The sequence below is a fragment of the Wolbachia endosymbiont (group A) of Yponomeuta plumbellus genome (genome assembly GCF_947251575.1).
GTDB classification, from domain to species: domain Bacteria; phylum Pseudomonadota; class Alphaproteobacteria; order Rickettsiales; family Anaplasmataceae; genus Wolbachia; species Wolbachia pipientis.
Genome location: NZ_OX366353.1, coordinates 338,833 through 358,316, shown reverse-complemented (window position 1 = coordinate 358,316; position 19,484 = coordinate 338,833). Strand labels below are relative to the sequence as shown.

Annotated in this window: 13 protein-coding genes, 1 tRNA gene and 5 pseudogenes; 6 read left to right on the top strand and 13 right to left on the bottom strand. The window is 35.2% G+C overall.

Annotation, left to right across the window (positions count from 1 at the left end; genetic code table 11):
* Positions 1-34: 34 nt before the first annotated feature.
* From leuS to OPR39_RS01770, 7 genes are all read right to left on the bottom strand, one after another.
* Entirely contained in the window at positions 35-2,485 is a 2,451-nt protein-coding gene (gene leuS / locus OPR39_RS01800) for a leucine--tRNA ligase (protein WP_141456805.1), read from the bottom strand.
* Positions 2,486-2,497: 12 nt separating this feature from the next.
* Positions 2,498-3,094 carry a murein hydrolase activator EnvC family protein gene (locus tag OPR39_RS01795; RefSeq protein WP_006279879.1) on the bottom strand — a complete coding sequence of 199 codons (597 nt, stop codon included), beginning with the start codon at positions 3,092-3,094 and terminating at the stop codon, positions 2,498-2,500.
* A gap of 45 nt (positions 3,095-3,139) precedes the next feature.
* Positions 3,140-3,466, bottom strand: a complete 327-nt coding sequence (locus OPR39_RS01790) for a MerR family transcriptional regulator (protein WP_006279880.1) — start codon at positions 3,464-3,466, stop codon at positions 3,140-3,142.
* Positions 3,466-3,771, bottom strand: coding sequence for an integration host factor subunit alpha (locus OPR39_RS01785; RefSeq protein ID WP_265038921.1), 306 nt, complete (start codon positions 3,769-3,771; stop codon positions 3,466-3,468). Before OPR39_RS01785 ends, OPR39_RS01790 begins: the two co-directional genes overlap by 1 nt.
* A 60-nt stretch (positions 3,772-3,831) precedes the next feature.
* Entirely contained in the window at positions 3,832-5,019 is a 1,188-nt protein-coding gene (locus OPR39_RS01780; protein WP_141456806.1) for an MFS transporter, read from the bottom strand.
* A gap of 371 nt (positions 5,020-5,390) precedes the next feature.
* The gene (locus OPR39_RS01775; protein ID WP_010962337.1) at positions 5,391-6,893 is read right to left on the bottom strand and encodes a leucyl aminopeptidase; all 1,503 of its coding nucleotides are present in this window, start codon (positions 6,891-6,893) and stop codon (positions 5,391-5,393) included.
* A gap of 96 nt (positions 6,894-6,989) precedes the next feature.
* Positions 6,990-7,631: a protocatechuate 3,4-dioxygenase gene (locus tag OPR39_RS01770; protein ID WP_015588781.1), complete on the bottom strand. Its 642-nt coding sequence runs from the start codon at positions 7,629-7,631 to the stop codon at positions 6,990-6,992.
* 430 nt (positions 7,632-8,061) lie between these two features.
* Here OPR39_RS01770 and OPR39_RS01765 point away from each other — a divergent pair.
* A pseudogene (locus tag OPR39_RS01765) lies at positions 8,062-8,647 on the top strand (DUF6444 domain-containing protein); the annotation flags it as partial.
* A gap of 7 nt (positions 8,648-8,654) precedes the next feature.
* Here OPR39_RS01765 and OPR39_RS01760 read toward each other — a convergent pair.
* Positions 8,655-10,033 (bottom strand): annotated as a pseudogene (locus OPR39_RS01760) (IS4 family transposase).
* A gap of 81 nt (positions 10,034-10,114) precedes the next feature.
* Here OPR39_RS01760 and OPR39_RS01755 point away from each other — a divergent pair.
* Positions 10,115-10,339, top strand: a pseudogene (locus OPR39_RS01755) (tRNA pseudouridine(55) synthase TruB); the annotation flags it as partial.
* Positions 10,340-10,386: 47 nt separating this feature from the next.
* Here the strand turns inward: OPR39_RS01755 and OPR39_RS07390 are convergent.
* Together OPR39_RS07390 and OPR39_RS01735 are read right to left on the bottom strand one after the other, a co-directional pair.
* Positions 10,387-11,327, bottom strand: a pseudogene (locus tag OPR39_RS07390) (IS5 family transposase).
* Between the two features lie 184 nt (positions 11,328-11,511).
* A complete protein-coding gene (locus tag OPR39_RS01735; protein ID WP_265038919.1) occupies positions 11,512-12,987 on the bottom strand; it encodes a hypothetical protein in 1,476 nt (491 codons plus the stop codon).
* 700 nt (positions 12,988-13,687) lie between these two features.
* Here OPR39_RS01735 and OPR39_RS07385 point away from each other — a divergent pair.
* Together OPR39_RS07385 and lpdA are read left to right on the top strand one after the other, a co-directional pair.
* Positions 13,688-14,609, top strand: a pseudogene (locus tag OPR39_RS07385) (IS110 family RNA-guided transposase).
* A gap of 75 nt (positions 14,610-14,684) precedes the next feature.
* Positions 14,685-16,058, top strand: a complete 1,374-nt coding sequence (gene lpdA, locus OPR39_RS01720) for a dihydrolipoyl dehydrogenase (RefSeq protein WP_015589121.1) — start codon at positions 14,685-14,687, stop codon at positions 16,056-16,058.
* 5 nt (positions 16,059-16,063) lie between these two features.
* On the opposite strand, the gene OPR39_RS01715 is transcribed toward lpdA, so the two are convergent.
* On the bottom strand, positions 16,064-16,456 hold the full coding sequence (locus OPR39_RS01715) for a hypothetical protein (RefSeq protein WP_006279962.1): 393 nt from the start codon (positions 16,454-16,456) through the stop codon (positions 16,064-16,066).
* 69 nt (positions 16,457-16,525) lie between these two features.
* Here OPR39_RS01715 and murG point away from each other — a divergent pair, with 69 nt between their 5' ends.
* Positions 16,526-17,557: an undecaprenyldiphospho-muramoylpentapeptide beta-N-acetylglucosaminyltransferase gene (gene murG / locus OPR39_RS01710; protein ID WP_015589119.1), complete on the top strand. Its 1,032-nt coding sequence runs from the start codon at positions 16,526-16,528 to the stop codon at positions 17,555-17,557.
* Here the strand turns inward: murG and gshB are convergent.
* Together gshB and OPR39_RS01700 are read right to left on the bottom strand one after the other, a co-directional pair.
* On the bottom strand, positions 17,542-18,471 hold the full coding sequence (gene gshB, locus OPR39_RS01705; RefSeq protein ID WP_265038917.1) for a glutathione synthase: 930 nt from the start codon (positions 18,469-18,471) through the stop codon (positions 17,542-17,544). The two genes, murG and gshB, sit on opposite strands and share 16 nt — an antisense overlap.
* A gap of 60 nt (positions 18,472-18,531) precedes the next feature.
* Complete coding sequence (locus OPR39_RS01700) at positions 18,532-19,128, bottom strand: BON domain-containing protein (RefSeq protein ID WP_006279461.1); 597 nt, start codon at positions 19,126-19,128, stop codon at positions 18,532-18,534.
* A gap of 140 nt (positions 19,129-19,268) precedes the next feature.
* Here OPR39_RS01700 and OPR39_RS01695 point away from each other — a divergent pair.
* Positions 19,269-19,350: transfer RNA gene (locus tag OPR39_RS01695), tRNA-Leu, on the top strand.
* Positions 19,351-19,484 lie beyond the last annotated feature (134 nt).

Sequence of the window (19,484 nt, the reverse complement as noted above, 5' to 3'; positions counted from 1 at the left end):
ATAACCATGAAGTCAAAGATGCGCTACGGATTTTTTATATAACTATATTTACTATCTTATTTGGTACAGCATATACAGTGCGAACTTTGTTTTGATCGATCTTACTGGACACAGAGTCTATCGCTATTTTCTTCAATTCTTCTTGAGGTAAGTTAATTGCCACTTCGATTGTCGCACGCAACTTTCCATTGATCTGCACTGCTATAGTTACCGTATCGTCAACTAATAATGATTCATCAGCTTTTGGCCAAGGTTGACCTCCTATTTCTTGCCATAGGCTTTCAGCTAAATGCGGCATAAATGGTTCGATTACTCTGATTAGTATGCATATACCTTCATTAATAAGAGATTTTCCAGCTGCTACGTCTATTTCAGCTATTAAATTCGTCATTTCACGAAATTTTGCCACTACACAGTTTAATCTGCAGTTTTCCAAGTCATCTGTAAGTCCATGTAAGAGTTTATGAATTTTTTTTCTGTACTCTAGAAGTCCACCCGTAACACTTTTGTTATCATAGTGCATATTCACAGGCTTAAGCTGCATGACCATACGCCACAATTTATTTACATAACGAGAACAACCTTCCACACCATCATCGGACCATTCCATATCTTTCTCTGGAGGAGTGTCAGACAACACAAACAAGCGGGCAGTATCAGCACCATACTTTTCTATGATAAAATTTGGATCAACTGTGTTCTTTTTCGATTTGCTCATTTTCTCGACTTTTCCAACTTGAACCTTAGCTCCTTGTGCAATCAACTCTTTTGCTTCTGCGGGAAATAGCCACTTACCATTTTCGTCTTTATAAGTTGCATGGCAGACCATTCCTTGAGTGATTAAAGTAGAGAAAGGCTCTTTAATATCAAAATAGCCACATTTGGTTAAAGCACGGCAGAAAAATCGTGAGTAAAGCAAATGCAGAATTGCATGCTCTATCCCACCTATATAATAATCAACAGGCATAAAACGATTACATGCATCTTTGTCTATTGATTTATCTTCACTACAGAATGCAGCAAAATACCAGGAAGACTCAAAAAAGGTGTCGAATGTATCAGTTTCACGCTCTGCTTGCTTTCCACATTTTGGGCAATCAACGAACTTCCAAGTTGGGTGTTTATCAAGCGGATTACCACCACTTGTAAATTCCACATCTGTTGGTAGAACTACAGGAAGGTCTTTTTCTGGTACTGGAACAGTTCCGCAGTCTCTGCAATATATGATAGGTATAGGGCATCCCCAATAACGTTGTCTCGAAATTCCCCAATCATGTAAACGATAGTTTGTTGTTTTCTCACCTATCCCTTTTTCTTTGAGCTTTTTAATGATTACTTCCTTTGCTTCACTAACCGTCAATCCATTTAAGAATTCAGAGTTGCACATTATTTCGCCGCCAGTGTAGGCTTCTTCTAGAGTCACTATGGCTTGTGCACCCTTTTCACAAATAACAGGAATAACCGGCAAATCGTATTTCTGTGCAAATTCAAAATCACGCTGATCATGTGCAGGGCACCCAAAAATCGCGCCTTCCCCATATTCCATCAACACAAAATTCGCTATGTAAAGCGGCAATTCCTTATCAAGAAATGGATGCTTGACGTTTAATCCGGTGTAAACTCCTATTTTTTCGTCATTTTCCTCCTTTGCTTTCATGCCATCGATAAAGTCTCGTATTTCTTTGTCCTTAAGATCCTGCACAATAGGGTGTTCTGCTGCTACCGCAAAAAAAGAAGCTCCAAACCAAGTATGAGGAGAAGTTGTAAAAATCTTTAATTTCTTATTTAAGCCAACTATTTCAAAATCTATAGTTACCCCTTCAGATTTTCCTATCCAACGCTCCTGCATTGTTTTGACTTTTTCTGGCCAATTTTTCAAACTTTGCAGACACTTGAGTAAATCTTCAGCGAAATCAGTAATCTTTAAAAACCACTGGGATAACTTACGTTTTTCAACAACGGCGCCTGACCGCCATCCTTTTCCATCAACCACCTGTTCATTTGCAAGCACTGTTTGGTCCACTGGATCCCAGTTAACCCATGATTCTTTTCGATAGGCAAGCCCATGCTTTAAAAAATCCAGGAAAAATTTTTGTTCGTGTTTGTAATAATCAGGCTCACATGTGGAGAGTTCACGCTCCCAATTATAAGAAAGACCTATAGATTTCAACTGTGTACGCATATTATCTATATTCTCTTTTGTCCATGTTTCGGGGCTAATATTGTTATCCCTTGCTGCATTCTCAGCTGGTAATCCAAACGCATCCCAGCCAATTGGATGCAAAACCTCAAATCCATTAGCTCTCTTGTAACGCGCTATCACATCCCCTATTGCATAGTTACGTAAGTGTCCCATATGAATTTTACCAGATGGATATGGAAACATTTCCAACACGTAACACTTTTCTTGTTTACCACTCTTGCTTACAGAAAAATCCCATTTATCTTGATAAAATTTTTCAACACTTTTAAAATCATATTTCATATAAATCCAAATTCAATTACAGTTCATATGCATCAAAGGATCAACCGCTTGGCCATTATGTCGTATTGTGAAACACATCTGTGGATCTTTATCTTGTGTGCTTGATTTACCTGCAGATCCAATTACTTGACCTTGCTTTACTTTATCGCCAATTTCAACATGTATGTTTTTTAAATAGGAGTACACAGTCATGTAATTATCTTTGTGTTCCACTATAATTAAATTCCCATACCATCTCAGCCCTTTGCCTACATATATCACTTTGCCTGGTGCAGAGGAAACTACGTTCGTTCCATTTTGAGCAGCAATTTTTATGCCATCCTTACACATTTCATCAGAAGAGGTAGCTGAACCTTTAACTGGCATTACAAATTTACAATTTACCCCCACATTTTGTGTATTATTGTTATCTTTGTATATCCTATTTATGATGGCTTTTCTACTTTCTTTTTGCACTGAAGGCTCCCTAATTAAATGGTACTCTCTTGTATATTCCAGATCTCTTTTTCCGTAAAATTCTTCGCCTTTAAGCAGCACAGGTGCAGGTTTTTGCAGGCCACAGCCTATTAATATTGCTAATAACATAAGAAATGAGGCTATATGCCACATTTTAAACTCTCACAAAACTCCAAAATTTTAGCGAGACGTAGTGTTTCACGCCTGCTTGTTACTTTCCTCGTTATTTATTTTACTAGTTAAATAGTCCCTCAAATCGGTGAGTTCTTGCAACAAATTCTTTGTGACTTTTATATCATTACCAAATTCTTTTTGCACTCCTTTTATTGTATATCCTTTATCATATAGCATGTATTTTACTTTCTTTATGGCCTCTATACACTTGCGATCATATAGCCTTCTTCCTTTACGCTTTGTAGGCTTAATTTGATGAAATTGACCTTCCCAAAATCTCAAAACATGCTGTTCCAAATGTAGCTCTTCAGCTACTTCCCCAATCGTATAAAATAATTTTTCCTTGTTCATTAATTATTGATTGATTTTTTTATAATTTTTGAAGGCCTAAAAGAAACTGAATTTCTTGCCTGAATCATCACTTTCTCCGATGTATTTGGTATATTTCCTGGTCTTTCCTTCTTTTTCTTAACCAAGAATGTTCCAAATGACGATATTTTTACTATTCCATCCTTTACCAAGCTTGTCTTTATTTCGTCCAATATATCATCTATTATCGAAACAAAGTCTTCCTTTGATAATCCTATTTCTTGGTTTATATCTCCAGCTATCGTTGCCTTAGTTACTGTTGTGTCTTTTGTTGTAACGTGATCCATTATTGATAAATATTACAATACGTAAATATAATATAGCAATCGACTCGAGATTCAGCTACTTTATTTTTTAGAGTATGTCTCTTTTGTTGCATAATTTAAAATACCGGCAACTATCAATATCGCAAATATTGCAAAAAGTGCCATTTTATGATCTGTAAAAAGTGCTAACATTGACACTATAACTCCACTGCCAATAAACATAAATCCATTGATAATGGATGATGATGTGCTGATGTATTTTCGTTTCACAATCTCGCTGCCGACAGTAAAATTAAGCATATGTCCTCCCGCAAAAAACCCGAACATTAACATACAAAAGTACACAACGTGGACTGTTAAATGGCTGTATAGTAAAATAATAATTGAGACGCCTTGCAATAAAGCAAAAGCAGAAATTACATGTTTCCTATTTTTAAATAAGTTTGAGATTCGATCTGCAATTGGAGCACCAACTGCAAGACCAAGCCATAGTATTGCAGTTGCTATACCTGACTCCATTGCATTGAGTTCTGAGTTGCCCAGTAACCTTGGAGCCCACAAGGTATTAAGTGCTAAAAATGTTCCAAAAGTAATAGCACCCACCACTGAAGTTATCCAGATATCTCTTAATTTTAGCACTGTTAATATAGAGCACATTACTGTCTTCATAGAGCTTTTTATTGTGCGCTTTTCTGAGCTGCTTTCTGGAAGTGTGTTTGGACAAAAAAGCGTAAGTACAAATATCAACACACCAAATAGTATTATGCATACAATCAGATTTTTCCAATATGCATCTTCGGCAAGCAAGTTAGAGAACAGTATTTGAATTACCAAAGCAGAAAGGCTTGAAATTGTCTGCACTAGTGAAAACATTAGTCCAAATTGGGCAGCGGAAAAACATATGCTACTTGTGTGAGCAGCACCAATAAAACCAAATGATGCTCCAGTTGCAATCAACACTTGAGACAAAATCAAATGGGAGAAATTGTCACTATTAATAAGGACAAAAAACCCCAAGATCATAGTTGATAACGAGAAAAAATAAATTTTTTTACTGGAAAAAACATTAAACGTTGCTCCACTAAAAAATTGTAAGATGGCGAAAGTCCAAGTATATGCTGAATTAGCCAGTGCAACTTGCGCGATTGTAAGTCCAAGTTCCTTTTCGAGATTTACACTTATAAAGGTATAAATTATCTGCATGTTGCTGAATATAACAACCAAGTTACTAATCAGCCAAATGAACCAAGCCTTAGCTCTGCTTTCCATAAGATTTATTTTTATAAGTAATCTATTAGAAATTTAACACTAAGTCTCTTTTTAAGCTATTGTTTCCTGACTACTGTTATAGCTAACCCAAAAAACGGTTTCCCTACGTCATGCCGCCGCGGTATCTCTAGATCCCGCTAACAAGCAGCGGGATGACGAGCTTATCGTCACGCCGCCACGAACCGTCATACCGCGATTCATTCGCGGTATCTCAGCCGCTAACAAGTAGCGGGATGACGGTTGTCAGGGTGTCATGAAAGTAGCTGACACTGGAATCCAGAAAAAAAGAAATATGTATCAGCTACTTTCATTTGCTGCGCCTCGAAAATAAACGTTCATGTAGCTAAGCCATAAATCCAGTATAAAGACCTTTAATCATTGGCTTCGTAGTACTTCTCAACCAACTTATTAAGTAACCTTACACCAAAACCTACTGCTCCTCTTGGACAAATGTCAGTACCTTTCTCGTGCCAAGCAGTGCCTGCGATATCTAAATGTGCCCAGCAAGTTTCATTCACAAAACGCTGTAAAAACTGTGCAGCCATTATGCTATCTCCACCAGAGCCTGCAGGAGCGATGTTTTGAACATCAGCAATCGGTGAATCAATAATTTTGTCATAAGTTTCATTCATAGGAAAACGCCATAACTTCTCATTTACTTCATTTCCTGCATCAATCAGACGGTTTGCTAATTCATCATTATTTGAAAAAAGACCAGCATATTCGTTATTTCCAAGTGCAACCACTATAGCACCAGTTAAAGTTGCAAGATCAATCATAAATTTTGGTGAGAATCTATCTTGCGTATACCATAAAGCATCTGCAAGTATGAGCCTTCCTTCTGCATCGGTGTTCAACACTTCTATTGTTTGTCCAGACATTGAAGTTACTACATCACTTGGTCTTTGAGCATTACCACCCACTGCATTTTCTGCAAGTGCGACCACGCCAATTGCATTTACTTTTGCTTTTCGTCCTGCTAAAGCATGCATCACCCCAACCACAGTAGCAGAGCCTGCCATGTCATATTTCATCGACTCCATACCACGTGAAGGTTTGAGTGATACTCCACCAGTGTCAAACGTTATACCTTTACCAACAAAAGCTATAGGCTTTTGTTCTTTAGAAGCTCCATTCCATTTTATCACTACTAATTTTGGTTCTTTACTACTTCCTTGTGCAACTCCAAGCAAGGCTCCCATTTTTTTCTCTTCCATCTGCTTTTTATCAAGCACCTCGATTTCAAGGCCAAGCTTAGTAAGTTCTTTTTTTATATGATCAGCATAGGATTCTGGATATAGAATGTTAGGAGGCTCTGTTATAAAAGAGCGCGCAAGAAATATACTCTCACCTTCTTGCCTTAAGTGCTCAAATGATCTTTCAGCATTACTTAATTGTTCATCTTTTACTAATACGGTAATCTCCTCTACCTCTGTAATTTTCTCATCCTTTTTAGTTTTATACTTATCAAACTTAAAACTACGCAGAAACGCACCATATGCAACATTTGCTGCACTACCTTCGATTAAAACCGCTGCTTTTTTAATTTTTAATCTGCTTAGCTCACAATATATTTTACCACCAATATTTAATTCTTTATTTTCATTCCATTCATCCTTCTTACCCAGTCCAACAACTATAACATTTTTTTCTTCTGGCAAAGCAGTAGAGAAAAATTCACCAAAACTTCCATTGAAATCGCTAAATTGCTTTATATTATCTATGACCTGTTTTCCTTGCAAAACTCCGCCATCATTTACGGTTTCGTTGTCTTCAAATAAACCCATTACTATTGTTTTAAAATCGGGCGAAATTTTAGAAATTGTTATTTTCATTGCTGGTATCTCCGTTGCAAATAATTGTAAACTGTACATAAAACATAGCAAAAACATCAGTAAGATATTTTTCATATACATCCTAAGTACAATAACACTTAAGTTTACTATGGACTCCCTTACATGCAAGGTTTTTTATCTTTTATTAGAGAACTTATTATATCCGCCCAAGGTAATGTTAAACGTATAGGTTTTTATGACCTGATCACTGTAAGTAAATGGTGTTATGAGAAGGCTTGCAAGCCCATTACTAACAAAATCTTCAAGAACAGGATCAGCGCAATTATCGCAATTATGGTCAGCAAAAAACATTTGCGTTGTGAATTCTGGAAAATCCGGATGTTGAACTAGAAAGTTGATATGTGGAGCTCTATCACCAATTTTACCAGGTGCTATCGTAATAAAATTATAATAGCCAAGATTATTCACTACAAACCTTCCTGATCCAGCAAAATTCAGATCATCCTCTATATTCTTATCGTAATGGTTCACGCCGCGTGAATTCGCGTGCCATATAGAAACTACAGCATTTTGTATTGGTAAGCAGTTTATATCAGTAATTCTACCCACTATGTGTATTAATTCCCCTATTGCACTATTTGGAGAACCAGGTTTTCTTCTTAAATTGTTTGAAGAGTTAAAATTTTTTGGCCTTGCATCAAGGTCATATATTTCTGGAGTTTCAATGCAGTTGAGCAAAACAGGATCAGCTGCAAATAGCGGCAAACTGAATACCATTTGTACTAAAAACGCTAATAAGATATTTTTCACATTCATTTCATTTATAATAGACTTCTTGCATAACCATATAACAAACTTTTATTGGGAATAGAAACGAAAAACTTCCTTGACAAACTCCGCCAGCCCTCTTATCATAAAACTGAAGGTATTCAGTTATCTTCATCTGTGCAGATTAAACAGCAAGAAAACAACGTAGTTGGCGTCTTATTTTTAATTTTTTGCACTATGTGCACCTTATGTCTTCACAATATTTCTAGGTTTTTACCTACACAAGCTGAAACGCGCTTATAAGTCGTTTAAGACAGTATAGTACGCCAATTTGCAGGATTAGGGAGTGACAACTAGCTAACACGGGGTTTCTTTTGCCTTTTTTTCTGTTTAGTAAATTGTATCCGTTCAGCGGAGTGGTAGAATAAGGTAGACAAAGTGATCTAAAAAGATAATCATAGAGCAAAAGTGAGGTAATGTGGTAAACCTTTTAGAACTTTGCAAAAATTTACAGCAAAAAATAGAAAAACTGAAAGCAGAGATAGAAAACTTAAAAGCAGAAAATAAAGCTTTAAAGATAGAGAACGCTGAATTAAAGGAAAGGCTTGGTTTAAACTCGAAAAATTCATCTCTACCGAGCTCTAAAGAATTGTACAAAACAAAAAAGGACAAGCCAAAAAGCGAAAGGAATGTTGGCGATCAGGTTGGGTATAAAGGAAATTTTCATGCCACAATGGAAGCGGATAAAGTAGTAAAAATAGAGTTGCCTAATATTTGCGAATGCGGAGGAGAGCTTGTAATATGCGAAAAACCTTATGTTCACCAAAAAGTTGATCTTCCGGAAATTAGGCCTTATGTAGTAATTGGAACATGGTCGTTGTTGGAGATGCAGAAAAAGAAAAAGTAGCAAGTTACCAGAAGGTGTTACGCCAGATACATTTGGTCCAAGGGTTAAGTCTATAATTGCAGCACTCAGCGGATTTTACAAAAACTCAAAGCGTGAAGTGGCTAGTATCATAAATGACATTTTTAATTTGAACATAAGTGTTGGCAGCATATCAAATCTTACTATTACCCACAAATATGAGGTTCGTGAGCAAGTCGCCATCCTTCTTCTAGATCAAAGAAACGTCTCCACCCTTTCCAAAGAGTAATTGGTCCTGGTTTTGGGTCGCTTTTTCTTGCTAAATGACCTCCAAGTTCACGAAACGGCTTCTTTTATAGTAGGGGCTATATTTGGACATGGTTTCCTGTGTATTTTAACATATAAAACTTTCCATTCTTCCTCAGCTAATAAGGCAGTACATGGTAATGTTGGGTTAGTTCTTGCAATTGATGTAATAAAGAAAATTCTCCAAGCAATAATGCTCATGACTGTTAAATACCTCATTAATCTTTCTGCTGTTCCAAGTCTACATTCCTCAACTTTGAGACCGGATTTAAAATTTTATGTAATATCTCTATTTTCCATCTCAAACAATACCAACTAACTTTTTCAACAGCTTCTTCAAAAGTACTGACCGGAAAAAAGCATCCACTCTAGAGGACTTGCTTCGGGAGGAGAGTTTTTTTCAACAACATGAATTGCGTGAAGTTGTAGACTCTGTCGGTTTATATTTTATGTGACCTTCTTTACATTTTATATGGCCTTCATGTGATAAATTTTCCGAATCTAATTTCTAAAAACGCTGTCCTTTTTTGCTTGTTATCTCTAGCAGGGATTTCAACTTCTACTTTTCCAGCGCAAGGGAGGCCTTGGATAAATGACCATAATTTTTGCTTGTTCCTGGTATGCATGAATTTTTTATTTACATTTCTGTTGTGGCGAGCTCTTACTAAAATTGCTGAGTTAAGATTATGTGCAAGTTCAAAAAAATCATGCATATCTGCTTCTCTGTCACATACAGTTATAGCTTCGGTTTGGGCCAGATCTATAATATTATTTGTTTTCTTTAAACTTTCTAGCCATTTCATACTTTCTTTATCCTCAATATGAACGTTGTTACGATGGCTCTTTAGTCTTTTTTCTTCTTCAGAAATGAGTTGCCTCGAGTAAATCTTTTGATCCAGTATTCCCAGCTTCCGTACTAACAGCAAGGGCTGTATGCATTACTGCTCCTTTTCCAGCAATAGTTCCCAATCCGCTTATGGCTTGAGTATGAAATATAAGTTGTATCTTGAATCACAAGAATTCTTTTATGAGCTTTTGTTCTTTCAACTGTTTTATCAATGTGTGAAGCTAGAATATCGACTTCTTTTACGTTCTCATTTTGAAAAAAACGTTATGCTGCTTTTGCTTCTGACCAACTTCCGCATGCCTCATTAATTGAGCTTTCAGGTAAACTTATCAAACTATCAGCAATCTTTACTAATCGGTCAGTTAATCTTTTATCTCCAAGTACAGCATCTCCAAATTCATTTTTAGCCCATTCATTACTCTCGTTTGCCATTTTTATACCCTCAATATTTGCAAACTTTAATATTGTAATACTTTATTTATAAGTACATTTATATTTGTGGGTAATAGTAAGATAAATAATAGTGCAAATTTTTCTATGATATGCGGTAGTGGTGTATATGTAAGATCAATTGCTCGTGATCTTGGAATTGCATTAAATTGTTTTGGACACATTACAAAATTAAGAAGAACTATGGTAGGTGACTTTAGAGAAAATGAATCAGTGACAATTGAGCAACTTACTAAAAAAAACACAACAACTTACTCTCCGATGTCATCCCAGTGCTTGACACTGGGATGGCTTTGTTGCATCGCTCTTCGGATAGTAGGTAACGCACAATAAATTTATGAAGCTATCTCAAATTTAGCCATACCAATATCAGTGAATTTATTAAGCAAATAGCATTTGATTGGCAGTTCTTTTTCTCGATTTATCTCAGATTTATTCCTAAAACTAAATCCGAATATTTGCTTTAATCTTGAGAAAAACCCTTCAATATAAGATCTTTTCCCATAATTTACTTCTTTTTTCCATTCTTTCATGCCATCTTCACCGTATAATTTTATTAACCTAATAGCAGCATTCCTGTCAGACATATAATCTATTTCTGGATGTTCTGCCGCATTGTTTATTGGTGGAATTTTTGTCTTTATATCATATTCGTTACACAACTTATAAAACTTGTGCCTATCACATGCTCTATCTGCATATAGTGCTTTTATGGCATGCTGAAAATCGACTTCTTTTAGCAAATCACAAGCTCCATAGTGATCAGCCGTTACTGTATTTTACAGCTATGGCTTTTTTGCTGTTTGTATTCAACATTACATGCAATTTTCTTGTCTGTTCATAGCTGCGATACTTTCTATCTTCGCTATTTTCTTTGCTATGACCAGGAGTGTTGTTGTATATACTAATTCCTGTACTGTCTATAGCAATTTCGATGTCTTCCATATTATTTTCTGCAATCATTTATCTTAATATTAAGTTTCTTAAACCTTCTTGATGCTTGTGAATAGCTGATAACTGCCAAATCTCTTCCTATTTGTTGCAAATACCCTTTTATAAACCCGACTGTTTGTCTTAAACCAATTCTAAAGAAACTGACGATTATATGCACCAAAATCACAACTTTATCACTATAAATATAGTTGCCGCCCTGCATTTTTGGACAATTCTCGTACCAATTTTCTATGGCGTCATTGATATAACAAAAAATGCTTCCTCTTTCTTGGAGAAATTTGTTATATTCATGGCAGTTACTGACTCTCATTTTTTGTGGCATATTTTTTCTTCAACAGTTAAATGGCTATTTATAATGAATTTTGTCAGTAACTGCCAGTTCTTTTCACTTGAGCGATGCAACAAAGCCATCCCAGACTGGAATGACATCACAGGGGCACTGGAATTTTTGTTTCAATATTTGTACATTAGCCATGCATCTGAACAGATACTGTAAATTAGCTATATTACATTAGCCCATCAGATGAGTTGTAATGGTTATAATTGTCTGATAAGTGATCTCTAACATCGTGACCTAACTCATTGGCATCAGGCTTAACTTCGTGATCTAACTCATTAGCATCGAGCTTAAACAAAGAAGGATTATCATCAGATTGTTGATTAGACTCTTTCTCTTTCGACCCAAATAACCATGAAAAGAGTGATGAGATAGAATCAATAATGGATTTAATTGCTGAAAAAATATTGGATAAGAAATTACTGGGTTGCTGAGTATCCTCTTCGGCTGATTCTGGTTCAGGCTCTTTTCCTGCTGTGTCATCCACATCTTGTTCAGGCTTACTTCTGCTTATGAGTGTCTTATCTAACCATTTGGACATATTCTTGTCTGGATTATGAAAGTATATTTTCTCTATGTCCTTGTTTTCATCAACAAAAATTACTACAGTTGCATTCTGACTTAATGACCCTTCATTTAATCTATAACGTTCACTAACGAGCGATTCATGAGAGTTCTTAATGTCTTTGATAAATTGAAATTTTTCTTCTTCTGAAAAGTACTTGCATCTTACGTTATAAGTGGTGCCTTTGTATTTAAAACTAAATATCCATCCATGGTCTTCATATTCATCTAGTCCAGAATTCTTGACACGTTGTATAATTTGAAATTTTTCATCTTCTGAAAGGTCCTTGAGGTATATACTACCAGTTGTACCTATGTATTTAAAAATAAAACTCCATCCATCGTATTTATATTCATCTACACCCATCTGCTTGCAAATAGCTTTATAATTTTTTTCTTCTACTTCTCGTCCAACAACATTTGCTATGAGTTCAGTATCCAGAATACTCAAAGTTTGGACTGTTGCCGATGGTGAAAAACACAATTGAAATATGTGGCCTAGCTCATGACCCAGAACAAAATCCATGGCACTTTGCTTATATGTCAGAGTATTCTGACAATCTGTTACTCCTCGTGTAATATATCCTGGACTACCATCTTCATCTATGCCGAGAAGATTGTTATACTTTGTATAATCGCTTCTATTATTGAAAATGTAAACCGTTATATTTTTACTTATGCTACTATCTTTGAAGCAAAACTTTTCTTTAAATGCCTCATAGGCAGTTTTAATGTCTGTTTCTATTTGGTTTTGTTCCTGCTCAGATAAGTTGTCGTATTTTATAGTACAATTTATATACCCGTATTTAACGGTAAAGCTGTTAGACAAAACATCATGTATATTTGTGGAAAAATAATTGAACTGCTTTGACTCGGCTTCTTTATACAATTGATGCCCATATTTATCACTAGAATACTTTGGTAGTTTAGGTACTTTGGCAATTAAGTTTTTGTTACTATCAAAAAAAGAAATATCAGAATTACCAATCCTAAAATCCTTTATAGATTGCCCGCAAGTGCCATCATTTGCACAATCATGATTATCTTTCTTATTAAACCATGCGTTGGTGTATTTTTCCATTTTGATACCTCACTACCAAACCTTACTATATTATTATCTTGGTAAAAATCATAATAATTCGTTAACTTGTATTTTAAATCTGTATCAAATGTGCTTTTCTCGTAAGGTATCAATTGTGAAGTAATTAACTTTATTTGTTTAAAATTTTGCTAAAATAGCTCTTTTTATACTATGTTTTATATAGCTAAACTGACTTAGATTTACTGACAATTTGAAAAACAAAAATTCGTCATTCCGCTACTATAGTATTTTCTAAAACGAATGATAAACGTCTAAAATGGTATTACCAACTAAAAGGTGTAAGTTTGTACATTGATGCATTAGAGGTCTGAGGCGACTTTTGATGGTGTGCCAACAATGCTCTATCGGATTTAGATCTTACTATTACCCACAAATATAAATGTTTGTTGCATAGTTCTTAATGGCATAACTTTTGCTTGAAATAACTGTTTATATGGTGCAATTTACAGCTTTTAGTTGCTAAAATTATAACTCTTAGTTTAATAATTTTAGTCTAATAAGCTTTCAGGTTAATAAAATTAAATTATTTGAGTAAATACAATATTATGTTTTTATTTGTGGGTAATAGTAAGGCTTAAAGCAAAATGTAGTACGAACGGTAGGTGGATCTAAAAGATCGAATTACAATCCTGTATACAGCATTTTGCATTATTGTTTGATTATATTTATAGGTACAAAAATGGCTAGAATAATTTTCATGGGAGTAGATGTTTCCAAGGAAGCATTGGACATCTCAATTAATGGCAAGCATAAGCGCATAGCAAACGTGAGTGATGCTATATCTAAGTTTATAGAAACAAATATAGTCGATTTACCCATCAAGTTATATGTAAACTGGTGGCTATGAAAAGCTCATTATAAAATTGTTGCAAGATAACTGTCCATAAAGCTCACCCGAATCGGGTATATGCATTTGCCAAAGCTTGCAATCATTTTGCAAAAACTGACAAGTTAGATGCTAAATTACTGGAAAAATACGCTGAATTTGTCAGTAAAGACGGTGAAGTAAAAGGATGTATAATTTCACAAAAGCAAGAGGAATTAAAGGAGCTGGGGGCAGTTGAGCGTAATTTAAATGATGCAATTCATGCAAACAAGTGTCGCCTGCAAAGTGCGACGGGAAAAGCTAGAGAATACATAGAAAGACAGATAGGGTTTGCTGAAAAACAATTGAAAGAAATTAGGCAAGACATAGAAGACACAATAGATTCTGACCCTGAATTGAAAGGAAAAAATGAGCTTTTAATCAGCTATAAAGGTATTGGTCAAAGACGGCGAGCGTTCTACTGACAGAGGTGCCTGAGCTTGGTAGATTAGAGAATAGAGAAATTGCATGCTTAGTTGGAGTTGCACCTAAAACTAGTGAAAGTGGAAGAAAAGTTGGCAAAGCTCAAATCAAAGGAGGCAGGTTTTATGCAAGGAAAGCACTATACATGTCAGCTCTTGTTGCTATGCGCCACAACAGAAAAATGAAAGCGTTTTATCAGCGTTTGGTTGATTCTGGCAAAGCTGCTAAGGTTGCATTAGTTGCTGTCATGAGAAAAATTATCGTTTGTTTAAATGCCATGATAAAAAATAACAACTTTTATCTTGACTCTTAAGACGGTAGATGACAGACCATTGATTGTATGGGTTCCATCTGTTATATATAATCTTTTTGAATACGAAGAAAACTGATGAATGAGTATGATATTACGGTTATAGGTAGCGGTCCTGGTGGTTATATAGCGGCAATTAGGGCGGCACAGCTTGGGTTTAAAACTGCAATTGTGGAAAAAGAAAAAAATTTAGGCGGTATATGCTTAAATTGGGGATGTATACCAACAAAATCACTGCTTAGAGCATCTGAGGTTTATAGGCTAATAAAAAGATCAAAAGAGTTTGGTATAGAAGTAAAGGGAGCGAATTTTGATATACAATCAATAGTGAAATACTCAAGAAACGTTGTTGATAAATTGTCAAGCGGTGTTGCATATTTGATGAAAAAAAATAATATCAAAGTTCATCAAGGTTTTGGTAAACTTGCAGGCAATGGTACTATAAAAGTCGTTAGCGATAAGGAAGAACAAGAAATTGTTTCCAAGCATATCATTTTAGCAACAGGCGTGAGGGCACGGAATCTGCCTGGAATAGAGGCAGATGGAGATTTAATATGGAATGCGCAGCACGCTATGACTCCAGAGAGATTACCAAAATCGCTACTAATTATAGGGTCTGGTGCAATTGGAATAGAATTTGCAAGTTTTTATAGTACTTTGGGGGTTGATGTAACAATCATAGAGATAAAGAGCACTATTTTGCCGCTGGAGGATAAGGACATTTCAGATTTAGCACAAGAAATATTCACAAAACAGGGGATAAAAATATATACAAACAGTAGCGTAAAAGCTCTTACTAAAAGTAAAGACTCTGCTCAAGTGCTACTAAGTAGTGGTGAAAGCAAAGAATTTGATAAGGTGATTGTTGCGGTTGGAATTCAAGCAAATATTGAAAATATAGGTTTAGAAAATACAAAAATTAAATTAAGCCCTTCTGGCTTTATTGAAACGAATGAATGGTATGAAACTAGTGAATCAAATGTGTATGCAATAGGTGATGTAGCTGGCCCACCATGTTTAGCACATAAAGCGAGCCATGAAGCCGTGATCTGCATTGAAAAGATTGCTGGTAAAAATGCTCATGCGTTAAAAAAAGAATGCATACCAAATTGCACTTATTCTCATCCACAAATAGCGAGCATCGGCCTTACTGAGGAACAGGCAATAAAAGGTGGGTATGATATAAAAATAGGAAAATTTCACTCTAATTTTAATGGTAAGTCTGTTGCACTCAGTGAAACTGAAGGGTTAGTGAAAACGATTATAGATAAAAAAACCGGAGAAATTCTGGGTAGCCACATGATAGGTGCAGAAGTAACGGAGTTAATTAGCAATTTTGCTCTTGCAAAGCAACTAGAAGGAACAGACTTCGACATAAAATCTACGATTTTTCCTCATCCAACCATTTCAGAGATGATACATGAATCAGTGCTTGCTGCAGATGTTAAATAGTTGAACTAACGTTCCATCGTTTTAGAGTTGTCAATGTCTTGAGTAGTAGTTTGATTAGGCACTTTAGTTTCAATAGATTGATTACCACCAGCATCAGAATTCTGTAACTCTTCTTTCAATCCCTTAGCTGCTTCTTTAACTTCAAGCTTTGCCTTTGGATGAAGATCTTCTGGGCCTTTTCCTTTAGTATCCAAACCTTGTTGTAGATTAGTGCTTTTCATTTTATTATGCTGCTCGTGCTCAGGTAGGTCAACGACCGAATTGAAAAGAATTTTTATTATATTTTTTAGCAGTTCTAAAAAACCTCCGCTTCTGCCTTCTCTTTGTTCTTGAGGTTTATTTTTCTCATTAGGTTCTTTTTTACTATTACTTTTAGGCATTTTTAACTCAACTATCATAACGCTTAATAAAATTCTACGTGCAAATTGTTAAATAACAGTTAACAATCTAGGATTTATTATTTACAGATGGATATTATTTTAGCAACAGGTGGCACAGGTGGGCATATCTTTCCGGCCATAGCTTTAGCAAAAGCACTAAAGACACAAGGATACAATTGCATATTATTCACTGATAAAAAAACAAATAAAAATACCGACATAGAAAGCTACACCTTACCATTACGTAGACCAAGCAGCAACAAATTTAAGTTTTTCCTTTTCTTGATATACAGCTCTATGTTAGCACTGTATCAAGTAAGAAAATTAAAACCAAAATCGGTCATTGGTTTTGGTAGCTATGCTTCTTTTCCAACTCTTCTTGCAGCAAGAGTTCTTTCTATACCTATAATTTTACATGAACAAAACACAGTTTTAGGGAGAGTAAATAGATTCTTTTTCAAGAGTGCAAAATTAATTGCAACCAGCTTTCCGGAGACTAAATATGCAGAGGGCAATAAATGTATTTTTACAGGAAATTTTGTTGATATAAAAGCACAGAGCCATTCTAGCACTGAGAAAATCCTAAATATATTGGTCATAGCAGGCAGCCAAGGTGCAAATTTTTTTGATGATGTAGTAAGCAGCGTAATTTGTGATTTACCTATTAAAATGAAAAAGAAAATTAGAGTGACGCAGCAATGTACGAAGAAAAATGTAAACAAGGTCAAAAGTCTATACAAAAGTGAAAAGATCGATTGTGAATTGAGTGAATTTTTTGATGATATGGAGAATAGACTGGCCAATGCTCACTTGGTAATTAGCAGAGCAGGAGCAACTTCAATAGCAGAGATCACTCTTGCTAGGCGTTCTGCTATATATATTCCTTACCCTTACTCAAAAGATAATCACCAATTTTATAACGCAAAATATATTGAAGACTCGAGAGCAGCTATAATAGTTGAGCAGAATAGTGAAGCAAAAAAAAATCTAACAGAGGTACTATTTGATCTATTAAATAATTCTCAAAAATTGCGTGATATGACCAATAGTACAGAAAAAACAGGGATAAAGAATGGGACTACTGAGTTTGTTAAGGTGATTGTTCACAGGTTTAGTTGATGGCTGCTTGCTTTTTCTTCAAACACGTCCCAAAGATCCTTTTCTAGCGATATATTATACAATTTATTGATATAAACTACTCCCGTGGGTGAAGTTGTGTTAATTTCGAGCAGGAAGTCATCTATAATATCAATACCAACAAATATTAGCCCTCTTTTCTTTAATTCAGGACCAATTTTGTTACATATTTCATTGTTTCTATCGTTCATTTGAGCGGGCTCAAAACTTGCTCCAAGTCGCATGTTTGTTCTGATCTCTCCACTGATTTTTGGAATTCGTTTCATTACACCAATTGGTTGGCCATAAAGTAGCAATATTCTTTTATCTTTATCTATGTTTTTACAAAATGATTGTGCAATCACAGGGCATTCGTATTTTGCTATCATGAGATCCACTACTACTTGAATACTATTCTCATCTTGTATTCTTATCACATCGTTTCCTCCATAACTATACAATGGCTTCAGAATAATATCTTGATAGTTGTAGTAGAAATCTCTAATCATTGATATATTTTCAGTAATCAAAGTTGGCGGAATTAGCTCTGGAAATAATGAAGTTATCAATTTTTCAGGACAATTTCTTATTTCTGTTGGATTGTTAATTACCAATGCGCTGGTTTTTTCTAAGATATATGTTGTTGTAATATAACGCATATCAAAGGGTGGATCCTGTCTGATAAATATGATGTCCATTTCATTCAAGTTGATTGCTACATCCTCTTTAGAGATAAAACTAAAATCATCAACGCTGACTTTCTGAGCCAGAGCAATTGGATGGTTTAGCTTTAGTGCTAAATTGTTAGGAGCATAGACAAAAACTTCGTGCTTCCTCCTTTGTGCTTCCTTTATTAGCACGAATGTAGTGTCAGTTTCAAAATTTATATTTTCATACATCTGAAAGGCAATTTTCATTTATGTTCTCTACCTATTGTCACAACTGTACAAATGTTATAATTTGAAAGCGATTTTTGCCTAATGGCGTAACTTACTGTACCTGTATCGTACATAACTTACAACTTGTTTTACTCCCTTTACTTTTCTTGCAATTGCTATTACAGCTTTTAATTCCGCTTTATTTTGGGCTATACCCATCAAATAAACAACTCTATCAACCGTATTAACGCTATAATTAATTGACTTAATATTTCTTTTTCCCAGGAGTCTTGTTCTTATTTCCGCTGTTATCATGCCATCTACAGTGGTGTCTAGCATGGAAGCCATTTGAATTGGTATTACTCTTATTTCATTTATCACTTCTTTAATTTCTTTTTGCTGCCAAGCTATTTTTTCTGCTGTAAGTTGTTTTTCAGGAGTGTCAACACTTCCAATGAGCAATACTCTTCCTTCACTTACTTTAACCTTTATGGATGAAAATAGCCCATGTTTTAAGAGCCCCTTATTAATTCTGATGACCATAGTCGTATCATCAATGATATTTCCCAAGGATTTGTCCTGCATTGTTATTGCTGTCGCTGTCGCTGTAGCCACCACACCACCTATTATAAGGGTTGTGCAACCACTTTGTGTAATCAAAAAAATTGCGAGTAAGAAGCTTGTTATTAATCTCATTATTGATTTTCATGGTTTAGAGCTTTCATTAAGAAATGTTAATAAGCTTTTTTGATTGTGTAAATACCATAAATTAAGTAAGACTTTAAACCTTGAATATTTTTAATGGAATACCTATAATAGGGTACTGAAAATTTCTTGCGGATATGGCGGAATTGGTAGACGTGCCAGGTTTAGGTCCTGGTGAGCTTGCTCGTGGGGGTTCAAGTCCCTCTATCCGCACTTTAAAGTCATGTAACTTAGGTTTTAAGGGAAAATTTATAATCACTAAATACACTTTTGTTTGTGTAAAAACCTGTTCTTAAGGATTGTGTTTAACTTAAATTCTGGTAAAATGACTCTATTAAGATATGAAT